This window comes from Nonomuraea sp. NPDC050394 (assembly GCF_044459065.1).
Taxonomy (GTDB): domain Bacteria; phylum Actinomycetota; class Actinomycetes; order Streptosporangiales; family Streptosporangiaceae; genus Nonomuraea.
This window is the reverse complement of record NZ_JBITIO010000003.1, coordinates 585,819-604,697: the sequence shown is the minus strand read 5'-3', so window position 1 is coordinate 604,697 and position 18,879 is coordinate 585,819. Positions and strand designations below refer to the sequence as shown.

Annotated in this window: 15 protein-coding genes; 9 read left to right on the top strand and 6 right to left on the bottom strand. The window is 73.1% G+C overall.

Going from position 1 to position 18,879, the window contains the following annotated elements:
- Nucleotides 1-190: 190 nt before the first annotated feature.
- Nucleotides 191-1,420: an MFS transporter gene (locus tag ACIBKY_RS15835; RefSeq protein ID WP_397097370.1), complete on the bottom strand. Its 1,230-nt coding sequence runs from the start codon at nucleotides 1,418-1,420 to the stop codon at nucleotides 191-193.
- Between the two features lie 99 nt (nucleotides 1,421-1,519).
- Here ACIBKY_RS15835 and ACIBKY_RS15830 point away from each other — a divergent pair, with 99 nt between their 5' ends.
- Entirely contained in the window at nucleotides 1,520-2,605 is a 1,086-nt protein-coding gene (locus ACIBKY_RS15830; protein WP_397097369.1) for a DUF5937 family protein, read from the top strand.
- A 150-nt stretch (nucleotides 2,606-2,755) separates the two neighbouring features.
- Nucleotides 2,756-3,070 carry a hypothetical protein gene (locus ACIBKY_RS15825; protein WP_397097368.1) on the top strand — a complete coding sequence of 105 codons (315 nt, stop codon included), beginning with the start codon at nucleotides 2,756-2,758 and terminating at the stop codon, nucleotides 3,068-3,070.
- A 10-nt stretch (nucleotides 3,071-3,080) separates the two neighbouring features.
- Here the strand turns inward: ACIBKY_RS15825 and ACIBKY_RS15820 are convergent, their stop codons facing one another.
- Together ACIBKY_RS15820 and ACIBKY_RS15815 are read right to left on the bottom strand one after the other, a co-directional pair.
- Nucleotides 3,081-5,015, bottom strand: coding sequence for a serine/threonine-protein kinase (locus ACIBKY_RS15820; protein WP_397097367.1), 1,935 nt, complete (start codon nucleotides 5,013-5,015; stop codon nucleotides 3,081-3,083).
- Nucleotides 5,016-5,082: 67 nt separating this feature from the next.
- On the bottom strand, nucleotides 5,083-5,487 hold the full coding sequence (locus tag ACIBKY_RS15815; RefSeq protein WP_397097366.1) for a hypothetical protein: 405 nt from the start codon (nucleotides 5,485-5,487) through the stop codon (nucleotides 5,083-5,085).
- 162 nt (nucleotides 5,488-5,649) lie between these two features.
- Between ACIBKY_RS15815 and ACIBKY_RS15810 the strand changes: the two genes are divergently transcribed.
- Genes ACIBKY_RS15810 through ACIBKY_RS15800 form a run of 3 tightly spaced genes read left to right on the top strand, consistent with a single transcriptional unit; the run spans nucleotide 5,650 to nucleotide 8,552 of the window.
- Nucleotides 5,650-6,162, top strand: coding sequence for a hypothetical protein (locus ACIBKY_RS15810; RefSeq protein ID WP_397097365.1), 513 nt, complete (start codon nucleotides 5,650-5,652; stop codon nucleotides 6,160-6,162).
- A complete protein-coding gene (locus ACIBKY_RS15805; RefSeq protein ID WP_397097364.1) occupies nucleotides 6,159-6,614 on the top strand; it encodes a GNAT family N-acetyltransferase in 456 nt (151 codons plus the stop codon). The genes ACIBKY_RS15810 and ACIBKY_RS15805 overlap by 4 nt, the downstream gene beginning before the upstream one ends.
- Before the next feature lie 30 nt (nucleotides 6,615-6,644).
- Nucleotides 6,645-8,552, top strand: a complete 1,908-nt coding sequence (locus tag ACIBKY_RS15800; protein WP_397097363.1) for a methyltransferase domain-containing protein — start codon at nucleotides 6,645-6,647, stop codon at nucleotides 8,550-8,552.
- Nucleotides 8,553-8,598: 46 nt separating this feature from the next.
- Here ACIBKY_RS15800 and ACIBKY_RS15795 read toward each other — a convergent pair whose 3' ends face one another.
- A complete protein-coding gene (locus tag ACIBKY_RS15795; protein ID WP_397097362.1) occupies nucleotides 8,599-10,005 on the bottom strand; it encodes an LCP family protein in 1,407 nt (468 codons plus the stop codon).
- Nucleotides 10,006-10,147: 142 nt separating this feature from the next.
- On the opposite strand from ACIBKY_RS15795, the gene ACIBKY_RS15790 reads away from it, so the two are divergent.
- Together ACIBKY_RS15790 and ACIBKY_RS15785 are read left to right on the top strand one after the other, a co-directional pair.
- Nucleotides 10,148-11,005 carry a crotonase/enoyl-CoA hydratase family protein gene (locus ACIBKY_RS15790; RefSeq protein ID WP_397097361.1) on the top strand — a complete coding sequence of 286 codons (858 nt, stop codon included), beginning with the start codon at nucleotides 10,148-10,150 and terminating at the stop codon, nucleotides 11,003-11,005.
- Nucleotides 10,998-11,906 carry an alpha/beta hydrolase gene (locus ACIBKY_RS15785; protein ID WP_397097360.1) on the top strand — a complete coding sequence of 303 codons (909 nt, stop codon included), beginning with the start codon at nucleotides 10,998-11,000 and terminating at the stop codon, nucleotides 11,904-11,906. The genes ACIBKY_RS15790 and ACIBKY_RS15785 overlap by 8 nt, the downstream gene beginning before the upstream one ends.
- A 9-nt stretch (nucleotides 11,907-11,915) precedes the next feature.
- Here the strand turns inward: ACIBKY_RS15785 and ACIBKY_RS15780 are convergent, their stop codons facing one another.
- Nucleotides 11,916-13,301, bottom strand: coding sequence for an alpha/beta hydrolase family protein (locus ACIBKY_RS15780; RefSeq protein WP_397097679.1), 1,386 nt, complete (start codon nucleotides 13,299-13,301; stop codon nucleotides 11,916-11,918).
- Nucleotides 13,302-13,516: 215 nt separating this feature from the next.
- Here ACIBKY_RS15780 and ACIBKY_RS15775 point away from each other — a divergent pair, with 215 nt between their 5' ends.
- Together ACIBKY_RS15775 and ACIBKY_RS15770 are read left to right on the top strand one after the other, a co-directional pair.
- Nucleotides 13,517-14,626: an exonuclease SbcCD subunit D gene (locus tag ACIBKY_RS15775; protein WP_397097359.1), complete on the top strand. Its 1,110-nt coding sequence runs from the start codon at nucleotides 13,517-13,519 to the stop codon at nucleotides 14,624-14,626.
- Complete coding sequence (locus ACIBKY_RS15770; protein ID WP_397097358.1) at nucleotides 14,627-18,754, top strand: AAA family ATPase; 4,128 nt, start codon at nucleotides 14,627-14,629, stop codon at nucleotides 18,752-18,754.
- Here the strand turns inward: ACIBKY_RS15770 and ACIBKY_RS15765 are convergent.
- Complete coding sequence (locus tag ACIBKY_RS15765) at nucleotides 18,744-18,866, bottom strand: hypothetical protein (protein ID WP_397097357.1); 123 nt, start codon at nucleotides 18,864-18,866, stop codon at nucleotides 18,744-18,746. The genes ACIBKY_RS15770 and ACIBKY_RS15765 overlap by 11 nt on opposite strands.
- Between the last annotated feature and the right edge of the window lie 13 nt (nucleotides 18,867-18,879).

The following is an 18,879-nucleotide window of genomic DNA, read 5'->3' as shown; positions in this document are numbered from 1 at the left end:
CCCTGAAGGCCCTCGCTCCGCTCGGACGTCTTGCCGGGGCCCCACCCGCTGACCAGAGCGGTGGCAGCCACCTTCCGCCCACCCCACAGGCGGGTGGCCTGCCGGTTGGGCCGCCTCGGGCCGACCAGCGGCCCGCCACCACCGTGAACACGTCCACTACCCAAACCGTCACCAGAGGCGGTGGGTGAGCTCACGAGCCCGCTCGCGACCGGCGGGGGTGACCGCTGGGATCCTTTTCGGTGGCGACGGCGGTGGCGGACAGGAGTGTGGCGGCGGCGAGGCTGCCCCAGAGGGTGGCCGGGCCGTAGGGGGCGAAAGCGGTGATGACCGCCGGGGAGGCGGCGAGGCCGAAGCCCGTGGAGAGCTGGAAGCGGGCGAGGGCGCGTCCCAGGACATGGGCCGGGGCGAGGGCGGTGACGAGCGCGGTGGCGCTGCCGGCGTAGATGATCTCGCCGACGGTGCAGACCACGGACACCATGGCGACGGCCGGGGCGGCCCAGCCGGGTCCCAGAGAGCCGGCCGCGAGGAAGCCGAGGTAGGACGCGGCGAGTACCACGCCGGAGAGAGCCAGCACGGTCCGCCGGGAGAAGCGGGACAACAGGACGGTGACCGGAACCTGCAGGGTGATCACCAGCACCGTGTTGGCCACGAAGATGGCCGCCGGCCACACCGGGGAGGCGTGCATCTGCGTCACCAGGACCAGGGGGAGCGCGATCTCGGGGACGTTGAGGCAGAAGACGTAGATCACGTTGGCGGCCAGCAGGGCGCGCATCCGGGGTGCGGGCTCGTTGGCCTCGTCCCCGGCCGGGTTGGCGGCACGATGAGCGTGCACGTGGACCGACCAGGCCAGGGCCGCCGCGGTGAGGTAGGCGAGCCCGGTGACGGCTGCCAGCGCCTGCAACGCGGTGGTGCCGCCCGCCAGGCCCGCGGTGGCGAGGAGCGCACCGGCGCCCAGGCCGGCGTTGCGCAGGGCGCGGCCTCCCGCGAGGGCGGCGTCGCGTTCGCGGCCGTGGGCGATCGTGGCCACGAGGGCGGCGTGGGCGGCCGGCCACGCCTGGTTGCCGATGCCGAGGAAGAGCGCCGCGGTCGCGAACAGCCAGACGTTGCCCGCCGGGGTGGCCAGCAGCAGGGCCACGCCCAGCACCCGCACCAGCATCGACGCCGCCACGACCGTGCTGCGTGCGCCCCGGTCCAGCCATCGGCCGACCGCGGGCACGCACACCAGGCCCACGACGGCGCCGGCCGTCATGGCGACGCCGGTGGCCGGTGCGGACAGCCCCAGCACCATCACCCCGTACAGCAGCAGAAACGGCCGCAGCAGGCCGGTGCCGAGCGCGTCCACGGCCAGGGCGACGGCATAGCGGGGACCGCCGGACGCGCGGACGAGGGCACCGGGCCGGATCTTGGTGGTGGTTGCCATGGTGTCAACAGTGCGTTCGGCCGCCGGGCCCGCGGCGCCGGTTGACGGACACCGTCAACCGGCGCGGTCGCCGGCCCTGCGACCGGCCATGATGAGGGGATGACGTTGAGGATCGACATCGGCGGCCCGCCGTCCGGGCGGCTGCGGTTCGCCGCCTCGCCGCTGGCCGAGCTGACGGCGATGCTGCACGTGCTGGCGGAACCCGGGCACCACCCGCAGCTCGCCGCCTGGGCCGGGGACGTCTGGGCCGGGCTGCGGCCGGAACTGGCCGAGCGGTTGCGGGAGGCGGAGTTCCTCTGGCGTTCCTCACGAGCCGACTTCCTGGTGCCCGCTGCTCCTCGGCCTACTCTCGCCGAGGAACTGGACGACGTGGACCGGATCGACGACGAGACCTATGTGACCGCCGCGCTCGTCACCACGTGCGGCAGCAACCGGGTCCGTTTCGCCGCGCCGTCGCCGCTGGCCGACGCGACGGCGCGCGAGCGGGCCCTGGACCTGGCCCAGGCCCGAGGCGCGCTTCAGGAGGCCTTCGCGGAACGGCTGCTCGCCGACCCGGCCGCCGTGCGGGCACGGGTGCGTCACACCCTCGAACAGTGCGCCGAGGCCTTCTTCGACGCCGCCTGGACGGGTGTCGCCGCGCGACTCGCCGCCGACCTGCGCCTGAAGAACGACCTGCTGAAGCGCCAGGGCGTGGGGGCGGCTCTCGCGTCGGTCTCCGGCGCCGTCACCCTGTCGCCGGACGGCGGCAGCATCATCGTGGACAAGCTTCAGGACCGGCAGACCGCCGCCCACGGCGCCGGGGTCACCTTCCTCCCCAGTGTCTTCGGCCGCCCGCACCTGGTGATGGTCCACGCGCCCGGGTGGCAGCCGGTGCTGCAGTACCCCGTGGCCGAGGCGAGTCCATCGGAACCGGTGCCGATGGAAACCGTCACGCTCCGGCTGGAGGCACTCGCGCACCCGGTACGACTGCGGCTGCTGCGCACCCTCGCCCGCGGCCCGCACACCACCGGTGAGCTGGCCCACGCCTGGGACCTTTCACCGCCGGAGGTGTCCCGCCACCTCGCCGTCCTGCGCCGGGCGGGCCTGCTCACCTCCCGGCGGCACGGTCGATACATCCGTTACACCCTCAATCTCCCCGATCTGACGGCGCTGGGCGCCGACCTGCTGACGGCCGTACTGCGCTGAGCAGCTCCGGCCCGCCAGAAACCGGGCGACCGCCGCCCATGTGGTCCGGGAAAGGTTTCGTCGTGCGTCCTGGAACCGCGCGATCGCCGGTCAATGTCGCGTTCGGGCAGTCTCGCGGGCCAAGGGCGGCGGGTGAGTGACAATGGGTGGGTGATCACCTTCGCGTGGATTCTGCTCGTCCTGGCCTCGCTCAACGCCGCAGTGGGCATCCACAGCGTGATCATCGACCGGGCGCCGTCCTGGGCCTTCTGGCTGAACAAGCGGCGCCAGACCCGTCTCGGTGGCTGGGCCAATCTCCTGATCGCCGCGTGCGTGGCCCTGTTGGTGATCGCCCAGAACGCCGACGTGTCTCCCGGGGTCGCGATCTGGCTGCTCGTGGTGCAGTTCATGGCCGCCATGGCCGCCATGGCCGCCATGGGCGCGACCGTTCTGTGGGTCGTCGAAGCGGGCCGTCGGCGCGCGTAGCCGTTCAGCGTCAGGAGCCCGGCGGGTACGGCGGGCCGAGGCTCCATACCCGCACCATGCCGTCGTCCCCCGCCGACACCGCCACCCGCCGGCCCTCCAGCACCCCGACCGTCACCGCCTCGATCAGCCCCCGGTGCCCGAGGAAGGGCCCGCCGATCGGTGCCCCGGTGGCCAGGTCCCACACCCGTACGGTCTCGTCCCTGTATCCACCGGACACGACCACCGCGCGTCCGTCGTCCAGCTCGCCCGCCGCCAGGCCCAGGGCCCAGCTCCGGTGACCGGTGAACGGCCTGCCGATCGGCGCCCCGGTGGCCAGGTCCCAGACGCGTACCGCGTGGTCGCCGTCGCCGCCGCCCGAGATCGCCACCTGGCGGTCGCCGAGCCGTCCCACCGTCATCGACTCCACGGGCCCGCTGTGACCCGCCGCGCGTTCGGCCACCTTCGCGCCGGTGGCCAGGTCGGAGATGAGGATTCTGCCGTCGTAGCCGCCGGAGGCCACGACGGGGCGGCCGGCGGACTGTCCTGCCGCGACGGCCAGTACCCAGGTCGGATGGCCTTCGATGGGGCCGCCGATGGCCGCGCCGCCGGTCAGGTCCCACCGGCGTACCGTGTGGTCCTGACCGCCTGAGACGGCCACGGGACGGCCGTTCAGCCGGCCTACGGCCACCGACTCGACCGAGCCCCGGTGGCCGGTGAACGGTTCGTGGATCGGTGTGCCGGTCGCCAGGTCCCACAGGCGTACCGTGCCGTCGAGGCCGCCGGAGACCACGACGGGGGCGTCGCGCACCAGGCCCGTCGCCACCGACCAGATCGGACCTTCATGGCCCTTCAGCGTCGCGCCCACGGGAGCGCCGGTGGCCAGGTCCGCCACGGCGATGGTGCCGTCGTAGCCGCCGCTGACCACGACCGGGCGGCCGTTCACCTGGATCAGCGCGAGCGACAGGACCCACTTCTGGCGGCCCGTGACCGGCTGCCGGACCAGGCTGCCGAACGGCACGCCGGGGGTGGTGGAGAACAGGCCGTAGACCGCGGGTACCGCGGCGACCAGGACGCCCGCGGCCAGCACCCGCACCATGCGGCGGCGGCCCACGGCCACGCGCGGCGGAGCCGCCAGCGGGCGTTCATGGGTCAGGGCGGTCAGGAGGTCGGCGACCGCGGGCCGGGAGGCGGGGTCCTTGGCCAGGCAGGCGGTCAGCAGCGGGCGCAGATGGCCGGGTACGCCGGCGAGGTCGGGCTCGCGGGTCATGATCGCGTTGAGGATCGCGCCGGGGGTCGAGCCGGGGAAGGCCCGGTGCCCGGAGGCGGCGTACACCATGGTCGCGGCCCAGGCGAACACGTCCGAGGCCACACTGGCGACGGCGCCGCCGAGTAACTCGGGGGACATGTAGGCGGGCGTGCCCACCAGGCCGGAGGTGGTGGTGGAGTGTTCGAGGGCGCGGGCGATGCCGAAGTCGATGACCACCGGCCCCTCCCGGCCCATGATCACGTTGCCCGGTTTGAAGTCCCGGTGCACGACGCCGGCCCGGTGGATCGCCTGCAGCGCCATCAGGGTGGTGATCGCCAGCCGGTCCAGGCCGCCGCCGGTGCGCGGCCCGTCGCGCGCCACGAGCCGCTCCAGGGACGGGCCCTGGACGTACTCACTGACCAGGTACGGTCGCCCGCCCGCGACACCCGCGTCCAGCACACGCGCCGTGCAGAAGGCGGCCACGCGGCGGGCGATCTCGGTCTCGCGCAGGAAGCGCTCCTGGGCCTGGCCGTCGCCGGCCATGCGGGCGTGCAGCGTCTTGACCGCCACCGGCCGCCCCAGCGGGGTCCGGCTCAGGTAGACCACCCCCTGGCCGCCGCTGCCGAGTACGCCGGTCAGCGGGTAGTCCGCGATCCGGAGCGGATCGCCTTCGGCCAGCGGGTGCGGTTCGGACGTGAAGTCTCCCTCTCCCGGCCCCACAGGCGAACGGTACAAGCCGCCGGGAGAGAGGGGAAGGCCGCCGGATCGTGGGTTCGGCGGACATCCGTCAGGCGGCGTCGAGGGCTTCGGTGATCTTGCGGGCCATCTCGGTCATGGTGGGGCCGGGCTCGCCCTGGTGGCTCCGGGCGGAGGCCTCGATGGCGACGATGACGGTGCGGCGGAAGTTGTCCGCCTCGGCCGGGTCCTGCCGCCTGAGCAGGTTCACGGCCGTGGTCAGGGCCGGGAGCACCTGGTCGGCGAGTTCGGCGACGGTCTTGCCGTACTTCACGCCCTTGGGCGCCTTGGTGAGCACGTGGCCGACCGGGCCGGTCGCCGAGGTCAGGGCGAGGGAGCCGTGGGTGGCGGCCTTGTGGGAGGAGACGGCCGCGCCCGCGGCGGACATCAGGGAGACGGCGCCCCAGGCGGCGAGGCGGAGGGTGAGCGTTTCCTGGTCGGTGAGGGTGATGGACATGGTGTGTGCTCCTTCGAAGCTTTCGCCGGGTCCCGCTGACCCGTTCATGGGTCCAACCTTCGCCGCCCGCCCTGATCCCGGGCCGTCGCCCTCCTGATACGGCGGCTGACACGGCTCCGCCGCCGGTGGTCTCCCGTCGGGGGCGGACGGCATGATGTGCTCATGAGTGAGACGTTGACCTTGCCAGGCGCGGTGGACGCCGCCGCTCTGCTGTCCCTGTCCGGCGGGCACCACGCCCGCGCCGTCCGCGCGCTGGGCGTGCGTGAGTCCGGCGGTCACCTGGTGAAGGTGTACGCGCTGGAGAAGCCGGGCCGGAGCGCCATCGATGCCGAGACCGGCCTGGACATCGCGGGCGGGCACCTCGCGCTCGGCGCCCTGCGCGGTTCCCTGGGGTTGTCGGTGCTGATCCTGCACGCCGGCGGCGACGGCGACTACGTCATCATCCATACCTGGATCGAGGGCCACATGTCAGACCTCGCGATCTTCGCCGGCCCCGCGGGCGACCCCGCCGGGCTGCGACCGGGCCGGGCGGGGCTGGCGCCGTGCGTGTGGGAGGCCGCGATCCTCGCGCACGAGCGGGAGGCGTTCGTGCGCCACGTGCTCGACGGTGACGGGCCCATCGGGCGACGGGTGTCCGCGTGGAGCGCCGACGTGATCTCGGGTGAGGTCCGTTGAATCCTCGTGTACGGCCGGCCGTACCCGCCGACCTGCCCCGCGTCGCCGAGCTGGCCACCGAGCACACCGCCTACGAGAAGGCCCCGCCACCCCCGCCCGACCTGGCCGAGCGGCTGTCGGCACTGCTGTTCGGCGCCGCCGTCCCACGGCTGCGCTGCCTGGTGGCCGAGACGCCTTCCGGCGAGGTGGTCGGCTACGCCACGTGCGCGGCCGAGGTGTCCACGTGGGGCGGGTCGGAGTACCTGCACATGGACTGCCTGTTCCTGAACGAGGCCAGCCGGGGCCACGGCCTCGGGCGGCTGCTCATGGCGGCGGTGGTGGAGCAGGCGCGGGAGCTGGGCCTGCCGTACGTGCAGTGGCAGACGCCGATCTGGAACGAGGGCGCCATCCGCTTCTACGATCGCCTGGGCGCCCGCTCGCTGGAAAAACGCCGCTACACCCTGGACGTCTGAGCCGTGTCGAACTGGCGATTACTCAAGATCGTGCTCCGGACGCAACCCTCCGCGCTGATCCCCTACTGGCTGTTCAGTATTCCCTGGATCCCCTGGGCGGTCGTGGGCGTCGGCGCGGGCGCCTGCTGGCTCATCGTGCGGTGGGCCGGAATCGCGGGCGGAAGCTGGATGCTGCCGGTGGCCGCCGCGTTGACGGGGCTCTGCGCGTGGGCCGCGCGCCAGACGACCTTCACGTGGAAGAACCCGCGGCTCTCGCTGCGCAAGCAGCCGCGCCTGGCCGCGGTGGTGAAGGACGCGGCCCGGACGGCCGGGTTCCGCCGGACGCCGCAGATCCGGATCAGCGCCTTCGTGTGGACGGGCGTCGCCAGGAACTGGTACGGCAAGCCGCGGGTGCGGATCGGGCTGCCGCTTCTGCTGCAGTTGCCCGAGGACGAGCTGCGTGCCTTGCTGATCATCGAGCTGACCCGGCTGCGGAACGGTTCGTTGCGCAGGCACCTGTTCCTGGATCTGTACGCGGACGAGCTGCTGAAGCCGACGCCGTGGCAGGCGGAGATCGTCGCGGCCGTCCGGGAGATCCGCCGTGCCGACTGGCTGGCCGCGGCCGAGTTGGCCGGGCAGGAGCGGGTCGCCGCGTTTCTGCGACGGTTCCTCGTCAGTGTCTGGGCCTTCGACTGGCTGATGGCTCGCGCCCCGGGGACGCCCGCCGACGCCTATGAGGCATTCCTGTGGAAGCTGCGGCACGACCGGCTGGCCGAGCGGATCGCGCCCAACGTCTGGGACTGGATGCGCGCGCATCCGGCCGCCGCCGAGGGCAAGGCCATGGACGACCTGGGCTGGAGCGACGGGCCCGTCCCTGAACCGGCCGGCGATCCCGTGGTGGCCGAAGTGCCGCGACGGTTCGTCACCCGCCTCCTGAGGGGAGTCGATCTCGGGACCGGGGGCGGCTTCCGCCTCGCCGACGTCACCCGCGAGCAGTGGATCGACTACTGGAACGAGTTGCGCTCGAACGTGATCGTGGCGACCGCCGAGGTCATCGGCCGCGAGGCTCGTGACGACGACGTGATCGCGCTGGTCCGCGCGGGCCGGGCGGCGGAGATCCAGTGGTGGCACACCAGGTGGCCGTGTCCCCATCCCAACCGCGACGTCTGCGCCCTGCTCCCGATCCTTCAGGTGAAAGCCTGGAAGATGGGATATATCGCCAAAAGTCCGTACCGACAGCGGGAGCTGGTCGGGCCGGACGGCCATCTGATAGACGTCGTGGAGCTCGCACGCGACGGAGGACACATGCGCGACCCCGACGAGGACGCCCGGCGGCTGGCGGCCGAATCCCTGGCCGGCGGCGACGCCACCGGCTGGTTCGAGAAGCTCTACGCCGAGGCCGCCTCCGGCGAGGCCGTCGTGCCCTGGGACTCCGGCACCCCGCACCCCCTGCTCGTCGAGTGGTCGCAGGGGTCACAGGGGTCTTCTGGGGACGGGCGGCGGGCCATGGTGGTCGGGTGCGGGCTGGGAGACGACGCCGAGTACGTGGCCGGGCTCGGCTACGCCACCACTGCCTTCGACGTCTCCGAGTCGGCCGTCAAGGGCGCCAGGACGCGCTTCCCCGCGTCGGCCGTCGACTACTCCGCGGCCGACCTGCTGGATCTGCCGGGGGAGTGGCGCGGGGCGTTCGACCTGGTCGTGGAGATCATGACGGTGCAGGCGCTGCCCGAGGACCTGCACCTCGGGGCCATCGCCGCGGTGCGGGAGCTGGTGGCGCCGGGCGGCACGCTGCTCGTCATCGCCTCGGCCAGGGACGAGGGCGGGCCCGTGTACGCGCCGCCGTGGCCGCTGACCCCGTCAGAGGTCGCGGCCTTCGGCGAGGACGGGTTCGCCGCCGCGATCGAGGAGATCGGAGACGGGGAACGCCGCCGCTGGCGCGCCGCCTTCCGCCGCGCCTGAGCCCAGAGCCTCCGGTACGGCCCGGGCCGTACCGGAGAGCAGAGGGTCAGAGGACGCCGCAGCCGTCGCCGAGGCTCTTCGTGGGGTCGAGCGAGGTGGTCTTGCGGGGTTTCGGCGTGCTGGAGCCGGACGGCGTGGCGCTCGCGGCGGCGGCCGGGCGGCGCTCCGCCGAGTCGCGGATGGCCTTGGTGGAGATCTGGCGGATCTTGTCCCAGTCGGGATAGCCGGTGCTGATCAGCGGCGGGACGAACTGGATGCTGGACACCTTCGCGTTCTTGACCTTCAGGGCCAGCGGCACCAGGTGGGCGAGCATGTTGCGCGGGATGTCGGTCCTGATGAGTTCCTTGGTGGCCAGCGCGATCTTGTTGAACCGGGTCAGAACCGTCGCCGGGTCGGCCTGGTCGAGCAGGGCGGCGATGACGCAGCGCTGGCGGCGCATCCGGGTGTAGTCGTCGGAGTAGGTGCGCGAGCGGGCGTACCACATGGCGTCGCCGCCGTTGAGCTTGCGCGTGCCGGCCTTGACCAGGCCCTCGTTGTACTTGCCGAAGACGACGTCCTTCTCCACGCTGATCGTCACGCCGCCGATGGCGTCGATCAGCTTGGCGAAGCCCCACATGTTGACCAGGGCGTACCAGTCGACCTTGACCCCGAGGGTGTGGCCGATCGTCTCCATGAGGACCTTCGCGCCCTGGTGGGTGCGGCCGCCGAAGATCTCCGGGTGCGCGTCGGCGTACTCCCAGACGCTGTTGAGCAGGTCGCTGCGGCCGCCGCCGGGGTCGGCGGGGAGGCGGAAGCCGTTCGGGAAACGCTCGGCCATCGGCGTGCCGGGACGGAAGCGCACGTTCTCCAGGTTGCGCGGCAGGCTCATCAGCACGGTGTTGCCGGAGGCGACGTCGATGCTGGCGAGGTTCATGCTGTCGGTGCGCACGCCGGTCCTGTGGGTGTCGGCGTCGCCGCCGAGCAGCAGGATGTTGACGCGTTCGCGCCCCGCCCACGGGTCGGCCGGGCGGCCCTGCTGCTGCGGCCGGTCCGCCAGGGGCTCGTCGGGGGCGAAGATGTTGCCGATCGTGCTGTGGATGGTCCAGACGGTCTGGGCGGCGTACGCGAAGGGCGCGATGACCGCCACCGCGAGCAGCCCGGCGAGCGTTCCGGTGAGGATCTGCGCGTTCTGCGGCAGCCGCCCGGGGCTGAGCACGATGAACGTGTGCACGACCAGCGCGAACCAGGCCAGCCCGAGCACGAGCGAGCCGATCGCGATCGTCCGCAGCCAGTTGACGGCCGTTCCGAACAGGTCGCCGTCGGCGGTCAGGGCGACGAAGAGCAGGGCGAGGAGCCCGGCCGCGTAACAGCCGAGCAACGCCAGGCCGGTCCTACGCCAGCCGGCCCGCAGATGGCCCGCCCCTGGCACGAGCGCCGACAACAGGGTCCATCCCAGGACCGCGCCGGTGCTCACCGGTACCTTGCTCCGTGACACACCCATCCCCGCTTCCCCGCGCAGTCCACCGTAGGCCGCTTTGGGGCGGCAGCATACGGATGGAATGCGAAATATGACGTTAGTGGAGAGTGAACATCAGTAACCGAATAAGATTCGGTCCATGGCCTTCTCCGAGATCGACTACACCGTGACGGACGGTGTCGCCACCGTCACATTGAAGCGTCCCGAACGCCTGAACGCCTTCACCTTTACGATGCGCGGTGAGTTGATCGACGCTTTCGACAGGAGCGACGCCGACGATGAGGTCCGCGCGGTCGTCGTCACCGGCGCCGGCCGGGCGTTCTGCGCCGGTGCCGACCTGTCCGGCGGGGGCAAGACCTTCGGCCACGGCAAAGGGGAGCTCATCGACGGTTACCCGCGCGACGGCGGCGGCACGGTCGCGCTGCGCATCGCCGCGAGCCTCAAACCGGTCATCGCCGCCGTCAACGGCCCCGCCGTCGGCGTGGGCGCCACGATGACCCTGCCCATGGACGTGCGGCTGGCCGCCGACACCGCCCGCTTCGGCTTCGTCTTCGCCCGCCGGGGCATCGTCACCGAGGCCGCGTCGAGCTGGTTCCTGCCGAGGATCGTCGGCATCGCCCAGGCCATGGAATGGTCGGCCACCGGCCGGATCTTCGACGCCGCCGAGGCGCTCGGCGGGCGGCTCGTCTCCCGCCTCTACCCGGCCGGCGACCTCCTGCCCGCCGCCCACGCCCTGGCCCGCGAGATCGCCGACAACACCTCGGCCGTCTCCGTCGCCGCCATCCGCAGGCTCATGTGGTCCGGTCTGTCGGCGGACAGCCCCTGGCGGGCGCACGCCGCAGACTCCCGCCTCATGGCCGAGCTGGGCGGCGCCCCCGACGCGGTCGAAGGCGTCACCGCGTTCCTGGAGAAACGCCCCGCCGCGTTCCCGATGAAGGTGAGCACAGACCTGCCCGAGGGGCTGCCGGATTGGCCGTATCGTGATGAACATGTATGAGAGCACTGTCCTCCCGCTCCCGCCCGACTCCGAGGGCGAGGTCATCGCGACCCTTCTGACCAGGAGGGCGCAGGCCCCCACCGGCCGGGCCGTTCTCTACATCCACGGCTTCACCGACTACTTCTTCCAGGACCACCTCGCCGACCACTACCTGGCCCAGGGCGTCGACTTCTACGCCCTCGACCTGCGCAAGTACGGCCGGTCCCTGCTCCCGCACCAGACCCGCGGCCTGATCAAGAGCGTCACCGACTACTTCCCGGAGATCGACGAGTCGGTCCGCGTCATCCGGCGCGACCACGACTCGCTCACGCTCAACGCCCACTCCACCGGCGGCCTGGTCGCCGCGCTGTGGGCCGACCGGGTCCGCGGCCGCGGCCTCACCCAGGGGCTGGTGCTCAACAGCCCGTTCCTCGACCTCAACGTGCCGGCCCCGGTCCGCCTGGCCGCGGACCTCCTCAAGACCCCGCTGTCCTACTCCGACCGGGCGCTGCCCCTCGGCGTCAGCACCGCCTACGGCCAGAGCCTGCACCGCTCGTCCGGCGGCGAATGGGACTACGACCTGGAGCTCAAGCCGCTCGGCGGCTTCTCCGTGCACGCCTCCTGGCTGGCCGCCATCCGCCGCGCCCAGCGCCGCCTGCACAAGGGACTCGACGTCGACGTCCCGGTGCTGGTCCTGGCCGCGAGCAACGGGCTGCGCGTACGCGACTTCGTACCCGAGGCCCGCTCCGCCGACATCGTCCTGGACCCGCGGCAGATCGCCCGCTGGGCCACCGCGATCGGCCCCCACGTCACCTGCGTGCGCATCACCGACGGCATACACGACCTGGTGCTGTCGGCCGAACCCGCCCGCAAGCAGGTCTTCGCCGAGATCGACCGCTGGAGCGCCGCCTACCTCGACTGAACGGGACGGCTACCAGGGGAAGGAGAACAGGCCGTAGTAGGCGGCCGCCACGAGCAGCAGCCCGGTCCCGCCGGCCACCCCGGCGATCGCCACGTGCTGCCAGCGGCTCGGCTGCCAGCCCTCGCGCAGCCCCGACACCACCGCGGCGACCGCGGTGACCTCCTGGATGAGCATCAGCACGGCCAGCGCCCGCACCAGCAGCCACCCGGCCAGCACCGCGGGCCAGGCGCCCGCCTGGTTGATCGAGAACATCACCAGCAGCCCGATGAACCCGCCCACCGAGATCAGCAGCGCCAGGCCCGTCCAGGCCATGCGGTGCAGGCGGCGCCGGATCGGGGGCCACAGCCTGGCGTTCGTCTCGGCTGTGGCGCGTTTGTGGCCGCGCAGCCGTACCACCATGGAGGCGACGGGACCGGCCACGTAGCCGACGGCGGCCAGGCAGATCGTCAGCCCCAGCATCGTCCCGCCCGCGTACCACGGCGCGGCGGGCACGTCGGCGGCCTCGAAGCGCTGCACGGGCGTCGCGCCCGCCATGTGCACCTGTGGCCGGGCGGTGTGCGGCAGGCCCTTGAGCCAGTTGGCCAGCGTCTCCAGGTACCCCTTGGTGAACGGCCCGCCGGACATGCGCAGCGCGTGGTCGCCCTTGTCCATGAAGCGGATCGTGTACTGGTCGTTGCCCGACTCGGTCAGCGCCTTCGTCAGCGCCTGCGTGGACTCCACGAAGGGGATCGAGGGGTCCGTCGTGCCGTACAGAGCCAGGACCGGCTGCTTGATCTGCCGCAGCGCGGGCATCGCGTCGTAGCGCAGGAAGTTGAACCCGACCCCGCCCATCGCCCGGGTCAGCAGGTCCCGCGCGCCCACGGGCGCGCGCAGCCGCAGCAACTGCTCGTTCAGCGCCCAGGCGACCTGCCGCAGCGGCGAGACGTTCGGCGAGGACACGAGTACGGCGAAGCCCACGTCAAGGCTCTTGGCCGCGGCGATCGGCACCACCCAGCCGCCCTCGCTCACGCCCCAGAGCCCCACCCGTGACTTGTCGACGCCCGGCTGGTCACGCAGCCACCGCACCCATCGCAGCGCGTCGTCGGCGAGCAGGCCGAAGTCGCGCTCGCGGAAGGTGTAGCCGATCGTCCGCTTGTCGAACGCGATCGTCGCCACGCCCGCCCTGGCCAGGAACTCCGCCTGCGGGGTGAACTCCTCCCGCGAGCCGTTGCCCGAGCCCGACACGAACACCATCCCCGGATGGGGGCCGGGCGTGAGCGGAAAACGGACCGTTCCTGAGAGCGTCTGACGCTCGGCGGAGATCGTCACCTCGGTCGTGCGTACCGGCCCCGCCGCCACCACGGGCCTGACCTCCTCGGCCGGCTGCGGCGCGAGGGAACGGAACGCCTGATCCACCTGCAAGGGCGGCGGATCGAACGCCGGTGGCAATGCGTATCCCACAGTCGCCAAAGCCACCAGCACCAAACCTGCGGCAACACTCAAGGTGCCACGGCCTGTGCGCATCGGCCTCCCCATGTGCGCTGGTTTGCCCACTGATCTTCCACCCTACTCCCGGCTCATGTGGCGCAGGGGACCGCATTTGTCGGTGAGACCTGTTAGCTTCCTGCGACATGCGGATCCTGCACACCTCCGACTGGCATCTCGGCCGCGCCTTTCACCGCGAGAGCCTGCTGGAGGGCCAGGCGGCCTTCATCGATCACCTGGTCGAGACCATAATGGCGGAGCGGGTCGACGTGGTGGCAGTCGCGGGTGACGTCTACGACCGGGCGTTGCCGCCGGTCGACGCCGTGGCCCTGTTCGACGAGGCGTTGAGCAGGATCGTCGACGCCGGTGCCCGGATTGTGATGATCAGCGGCAACCACGACTCGGCGCGTCGCCTTGGCGTCGGGGCCTCGTTGCTGGATCGTGCCGGTGTGCACCTGCGCACCGACCCCGACCTCGCCTGGGAGCCCGTCGTCCTCGACGATGTGGCCTTCTACGGCATCCCCTACCTGGAGCCCGAGCTGGTGCGCGGCCCCTGGGAGCTGGCCGAGCGCAGCCACACCGCGGCGCTGGCCCACGCGACCGGGCGCATCCGCGCCTCCGCGGCCCGCCACGCGCGCTCCGTGGCCCTGGCCCACGTGTTCGTGACCGGGGGAGAGGCCAGCGACAGCGAGCGCGACATCAGCGTGGGCGGGGTGGCGCACGTGCCGCTGTCGGCCTTCGCCGGACTCGACTACGTCGCCCTCGGCCACCTGCACGGCCGCCAGCGCATGTCGGAGACCGTCCGCTATTCCGGCTCGCCGCTGGCCTACTCCTTCTCCGAGGTCAACCAGGTCAAGGGCAGTTGGCTGGTGACGCTGGGCGAGGAACCGGAGTTCGTGCCCGCGCCGGTCCCGCGCCCGATCGGCCGGCTCAGGGGCGAGCTCGAAGACCTGCTGACCTCACCCCGCCACGCCGCCTACGAGGACCACTGGCTCCAGATCGTGCTGACCGACGCGATCCGCCCCAAGTCCGCCATGGACCGGCTGCGCGCCCGCTTCCCGCATACGCTCGCCCTCTCCTTCGACCCCGTCGGCGCCGCCGAGGCCACCCCGGTGGCCCCCATCAACGGCCGCGCGGAGGCCGAGGTGGCGCTCGACTTCGTCCGTGAGGTACGCGGCGAGCCCGCCTCCGGCGACGAGGAAGACCTGCTCAGACTGGCCATCGAGGCATCGAGGATCAAGGAGGCGATGGCCTAGATGCGGCCGCACCTGCTGACGCTCACCGCGTTCGGATCGTTCCCGGGCACCGAGACGGTCTCCTTCGACGCGCTGACCGAAGCCGGTCTCTTCCTTGTCCACGGCCCCACCGGCGCGGGCAAGACCACCGTCCTCGACGCGTTGTGCTTCGCGCTGTTCGGCAAGGTCGCCAACGCCCAGCGCGACAGCGCCAGAAGCCTGCGCTGCGACCACGCGCCGCCGGACGTCGGCCCGTCGGTGACGCTGGAGGCGACGATCAGGGGCCGCCTGCTGCGCGTCGAACGCTCGCCCGCCTGGCAGCGGCCCAAGCGGCGCGGCTCGGGGTTCACCGAGGAGAAGGCCAAGGTCATCGTCCAGGAGCGGTCGGGTTCCACCTGGACGGGGCTGACCACGCGGGCCGACGAGGCCGGCGACCTGATCGGCGGGCTGCTCGGCATGAACGCCGACCAGTTCTGCCAGGTGGCCATGCTGCCCCAGGGCGACTTCGCGCGCTTCCTGCGCTCCGACGGCGACGACCGGCGGCGGCTGCTGGAGCGGCTGTTCACCGTCAAGGTCTACACGCAGGCGGAGTCGTGGCTGGCCGAGCGGCGCAAGCAGGCGTGGCGGGAGCAGCAAGAACTACGCCGGCAGGTCGACTTCGCCATCCAGCGGATCGAGGAGGCGGCGGGCGACGACCTGACCCCGCTCCCGCTCCCGGCCGCTGCGCCCGTCGAGGTGCCCGGCGGAGAACAGGACGCGCTGTTCGAACTGGCCGAGCAGGCCGCGCCCGTCGAACCGTCCACGACCGTCGAGCCGTCCACTGCCGCGGAACCGTCCACGGTCGTCGAAGCGCCTACGGTCGTTGAGCCGCTCACGGCTGAGGACGATCCGCTCGCGTGGGCCGGTGGGCTGCTGGCGGCGGCGCGGGCGGTGGTGGCCGGGTCCGCCGATCGGCAGGCCGGGGCGGAGTCCGCGCTGCGCAGGGCCAGGAACGCCTATGAGGTGGCCACCGCGCTGGCCGAGCGGCAGCGGCGGCACGCGGCGGCCGTCGCGCTCCGCCGTACCCTTGACGAGCGCGCGGAAGAGCGCGCCGACCTGCAGGCGCTGCTCGACGACGCGACCCGGGCCGATCGCGTGCTCCCGCTGGTGACGGCGGCCCGCCAGCGCGCGGAGGCCGCCGCCAAGACCCGCACGCTCGCCGCCGACGCCATCGCCCGCGCCCGCCCCCTCCTCCCCTCCGACGACCCGCGCACGACAGAAGCCCGCACGACAGAAGCCCGCACGACAGAAGCCCGCACGACGGAAGCCCGCGCGTCGGAGGCTCGCGCGACGGAAGCCCGCGTGTCAGAGGCTCGCGCAGTCGAGGGGCGCACCGTCGAGGCGCGGCTGCCCGGCCGGCACGGGCAGCCGGGACGACGGGCAGCCGGGGTCGACGATCCTGAGCTGCCCGGCCGGCTGGCGGCGCTGGAGCGGGAGCGGCATGACGAATCGGCGCGCCTGTCGGAGCTGCTGACCGAGGAGGCGAGGCTGTCGGTGATCCGCCGCGACCTGGCCAGGGTCGAGGAGGAGCTCACCGCCCTGGTCACCGACGACGAGAGCACGACCGCGCGCCTCGCCGGACTGCCCGCCCTGATCGAACAGGCCGAAGGGCTGCTGGCCCAGTCACGGGTGGACGCCGCGCGGGTTCCCGCCGCCGAGGCCGTGCGGGCCGCCGTGTCCGACATTCTCGACACCGACCGTGAGCTGGTACGGCTGGCCGCCCAGCTCGACACCCTGACCCGCCGCCAGAGCGACCTGTCGGCGGCCGCCGCCGACCTGCCCGGGAAGCTGGCCGAGGCGAAGGAAGCGCTGGCCCGGGTACGTACGGAGGCCGCCACCGTCCCCGCGGCCATCGCGGCGAGGGACGCGGCGCTGGCCGTCCTGGAGGCCGCCCGCCGCCGCGACGCCCTGACCGGCGAACTCCACACCGCCACCGAAGCCCTTCAGCGCCTGGTGGACGAAGCCCAGCGGCTACGCGAACGCTGGCTCGACCTCCGTCAGGCCCGCCTGGACGGGATGGCCGCCGAACTGGCCCGCGACCTGTCCTCGGGCGCGCCGTGCGCGGTGTGCGGCTCCCCGCACCACCCCGACCCCGCCGCCCCGGCCCCCACGGCTCCCTCCCCGGACGACGAGCTCGCCGCCGAGTCCGCCCACGAGGCCGCCCTGAGCCGCCGGGAGGCCGCCGAACTCACCATCGCCACCCTCGAGACCCGCCTGGCCACCGCCACGGAAGCCGCCTGCCCGGCACACCCTCACCCCTGGGCTCCGCAACACCCATCCGGCGCTCAGGCACGGCCGGACACAGGATGCGCGTCCGGTGAGGTCCAGAGCGGGCGGGGCATCTCGGCTGATGGGGACATGGACGCCGGGCAGAGCCGTGGGCTGGGCGTGGAGGACGCGCAGCGGGCGCTATGGGAGGCCGGGCAAGAGGTGGACCGGCTGCGGGCGGTCGCCGAGCGTGAGCCGGAACTGGCCGCCGAGGTCGAGCGGATCGAAGGGCGGCAGCGACGCGCGGCGGAGCAGGCCCGCGAGGTCGGCGAGGCCATCGCCGCCCAGCGCACCCACCACACCCAGCTGGCCGCCGAACGCGCCCGCCTCATCAACCGCCTCCCCGCCGTCGCCGCTCCCGGCACGGACACCTCGCCGGACACCTCCCCGGACACGGACAGCGCACCCGACACGGACAGCGCAGCCGGTACCGGCGCCGCACCCGACACGGGCGCCGCAGCCGCTACCGGCGCCGCACCTGGCAACGCCGCTGCCACGGAAGGCACTGCCTCTGATGGCGCCGGCTCGGGCGCCTCCGGTGGCGATGGCGCGGTGGCCGCGGGCGGGGAGCCGGTGGTCGGGGTGGCGATGTTGCGGGAGGCCGTGGCCGAGGTGGATCGGTTGCGGCGCTCGGCCGGGCGGGAGGCGGTGCTGGCCGGGCAGGTGGAGCGGTTGCACCGGGAGCGGGCCGAGCTGGAAGAACGGTTGCGGCGGGTGACCGCTCGGGTGGCGGCCTGCCGTACCCGGCAAGAAGAGCTGAGCGGCGACGCGGGACGGCTGGCGGCGCGGCTGGACGGTGCGCGCGGCGACGACCCGACGCTGGCGGCGCGGCTGTCACGGCTGGGGGACGAGGCCGAGCTGCTGCGTGAGGCGCTTGAGGCGACGGCGCGCGCGGTGCGGGCGGCGCAGGAACGGGATGCGGCGCGGCAGGAGGCGGAGCGGGCGGCGGCCGAGGCGGAGTTCGCGGATGTGGACGAGGCGCTCGCGGTGGCCCGCCCGGACGAGGAGCGCGAGCGTAAGGCGGAGCTGCTGCGGGAGCTGGACGCGCAGTACGCGGCGGTGACGAGCACCTTGGCCGATCCCGCGCTGGTCGCGGCGGCCGGCGAGGCGGCGCCTGATCTGACGGAGCTGGAGGCGGGGCGGGAGCGGGCCGAGGAGGAGTACGCGGCGCTGGTCTCCTCGCGGGATCAGGCCCAGGCCAGGGCCCGGCGGCTCGACGAGCTGTGCGAGGAGTTGCGCGGGTGCCTGGAGCGGTGGGAGCCGGCCGAGGCGGCGCATCGGCTGGCCGAGCGGATGGCGTCGCTGGCCTCGGGCACCTCCGGGGACAACCAGTGGAACATGAGCCTGTCGTCGTTCGTGCTGGGGGAGCGGCTGCGGCAGGTCGTGGCGGCGGCCAACGACCGGCTGGATCACATGTCGGGCGGGCGCTACCAGCTCCAGCACGACCTGCGGAAAACGGCCGGCGCGCGCGGCCGGTCGGGCGGCGGGCTGGGGTTGCGGGTGGCCGACGGCTGGACCGGCGTCGACCGGGATCCGGCCACGCTGTCCGGCGGCGAGAGCTTCATCACCTCGCTGGCGCTGGCGCTCGGGCTGGCCGACGTGGTGACCGCGGAGGCGGGCGGCGCCGAGATCGGAACCCTGTTCGTGGACGAGGGGTTCGGCACGCTTGACGAGGACACCCTGGACGGCGTGCTGGACATCCTGGACGGGCTGCGAGACGGCGGTCGCGCGGTCGGGATCGTCAGTCACGTCGCCGAACTGCGCACCCGGATTCCGGCGCAGCTCAGGGTGACGAAGACGCGTACCGGCTCGACGCTGGCGGTGGCCGGGGTCAGCGGGTGAACCACCAGACGGCGACGACGACGGCGCCGACCACGAGGGCGACGGCGTACTGGAGGAGAGCGCGGCCGAGGCGGCGGCGGACGTAGCCGGGGCGGTGGCGGTCTGCGGTCATCGCCCCAGTGTGT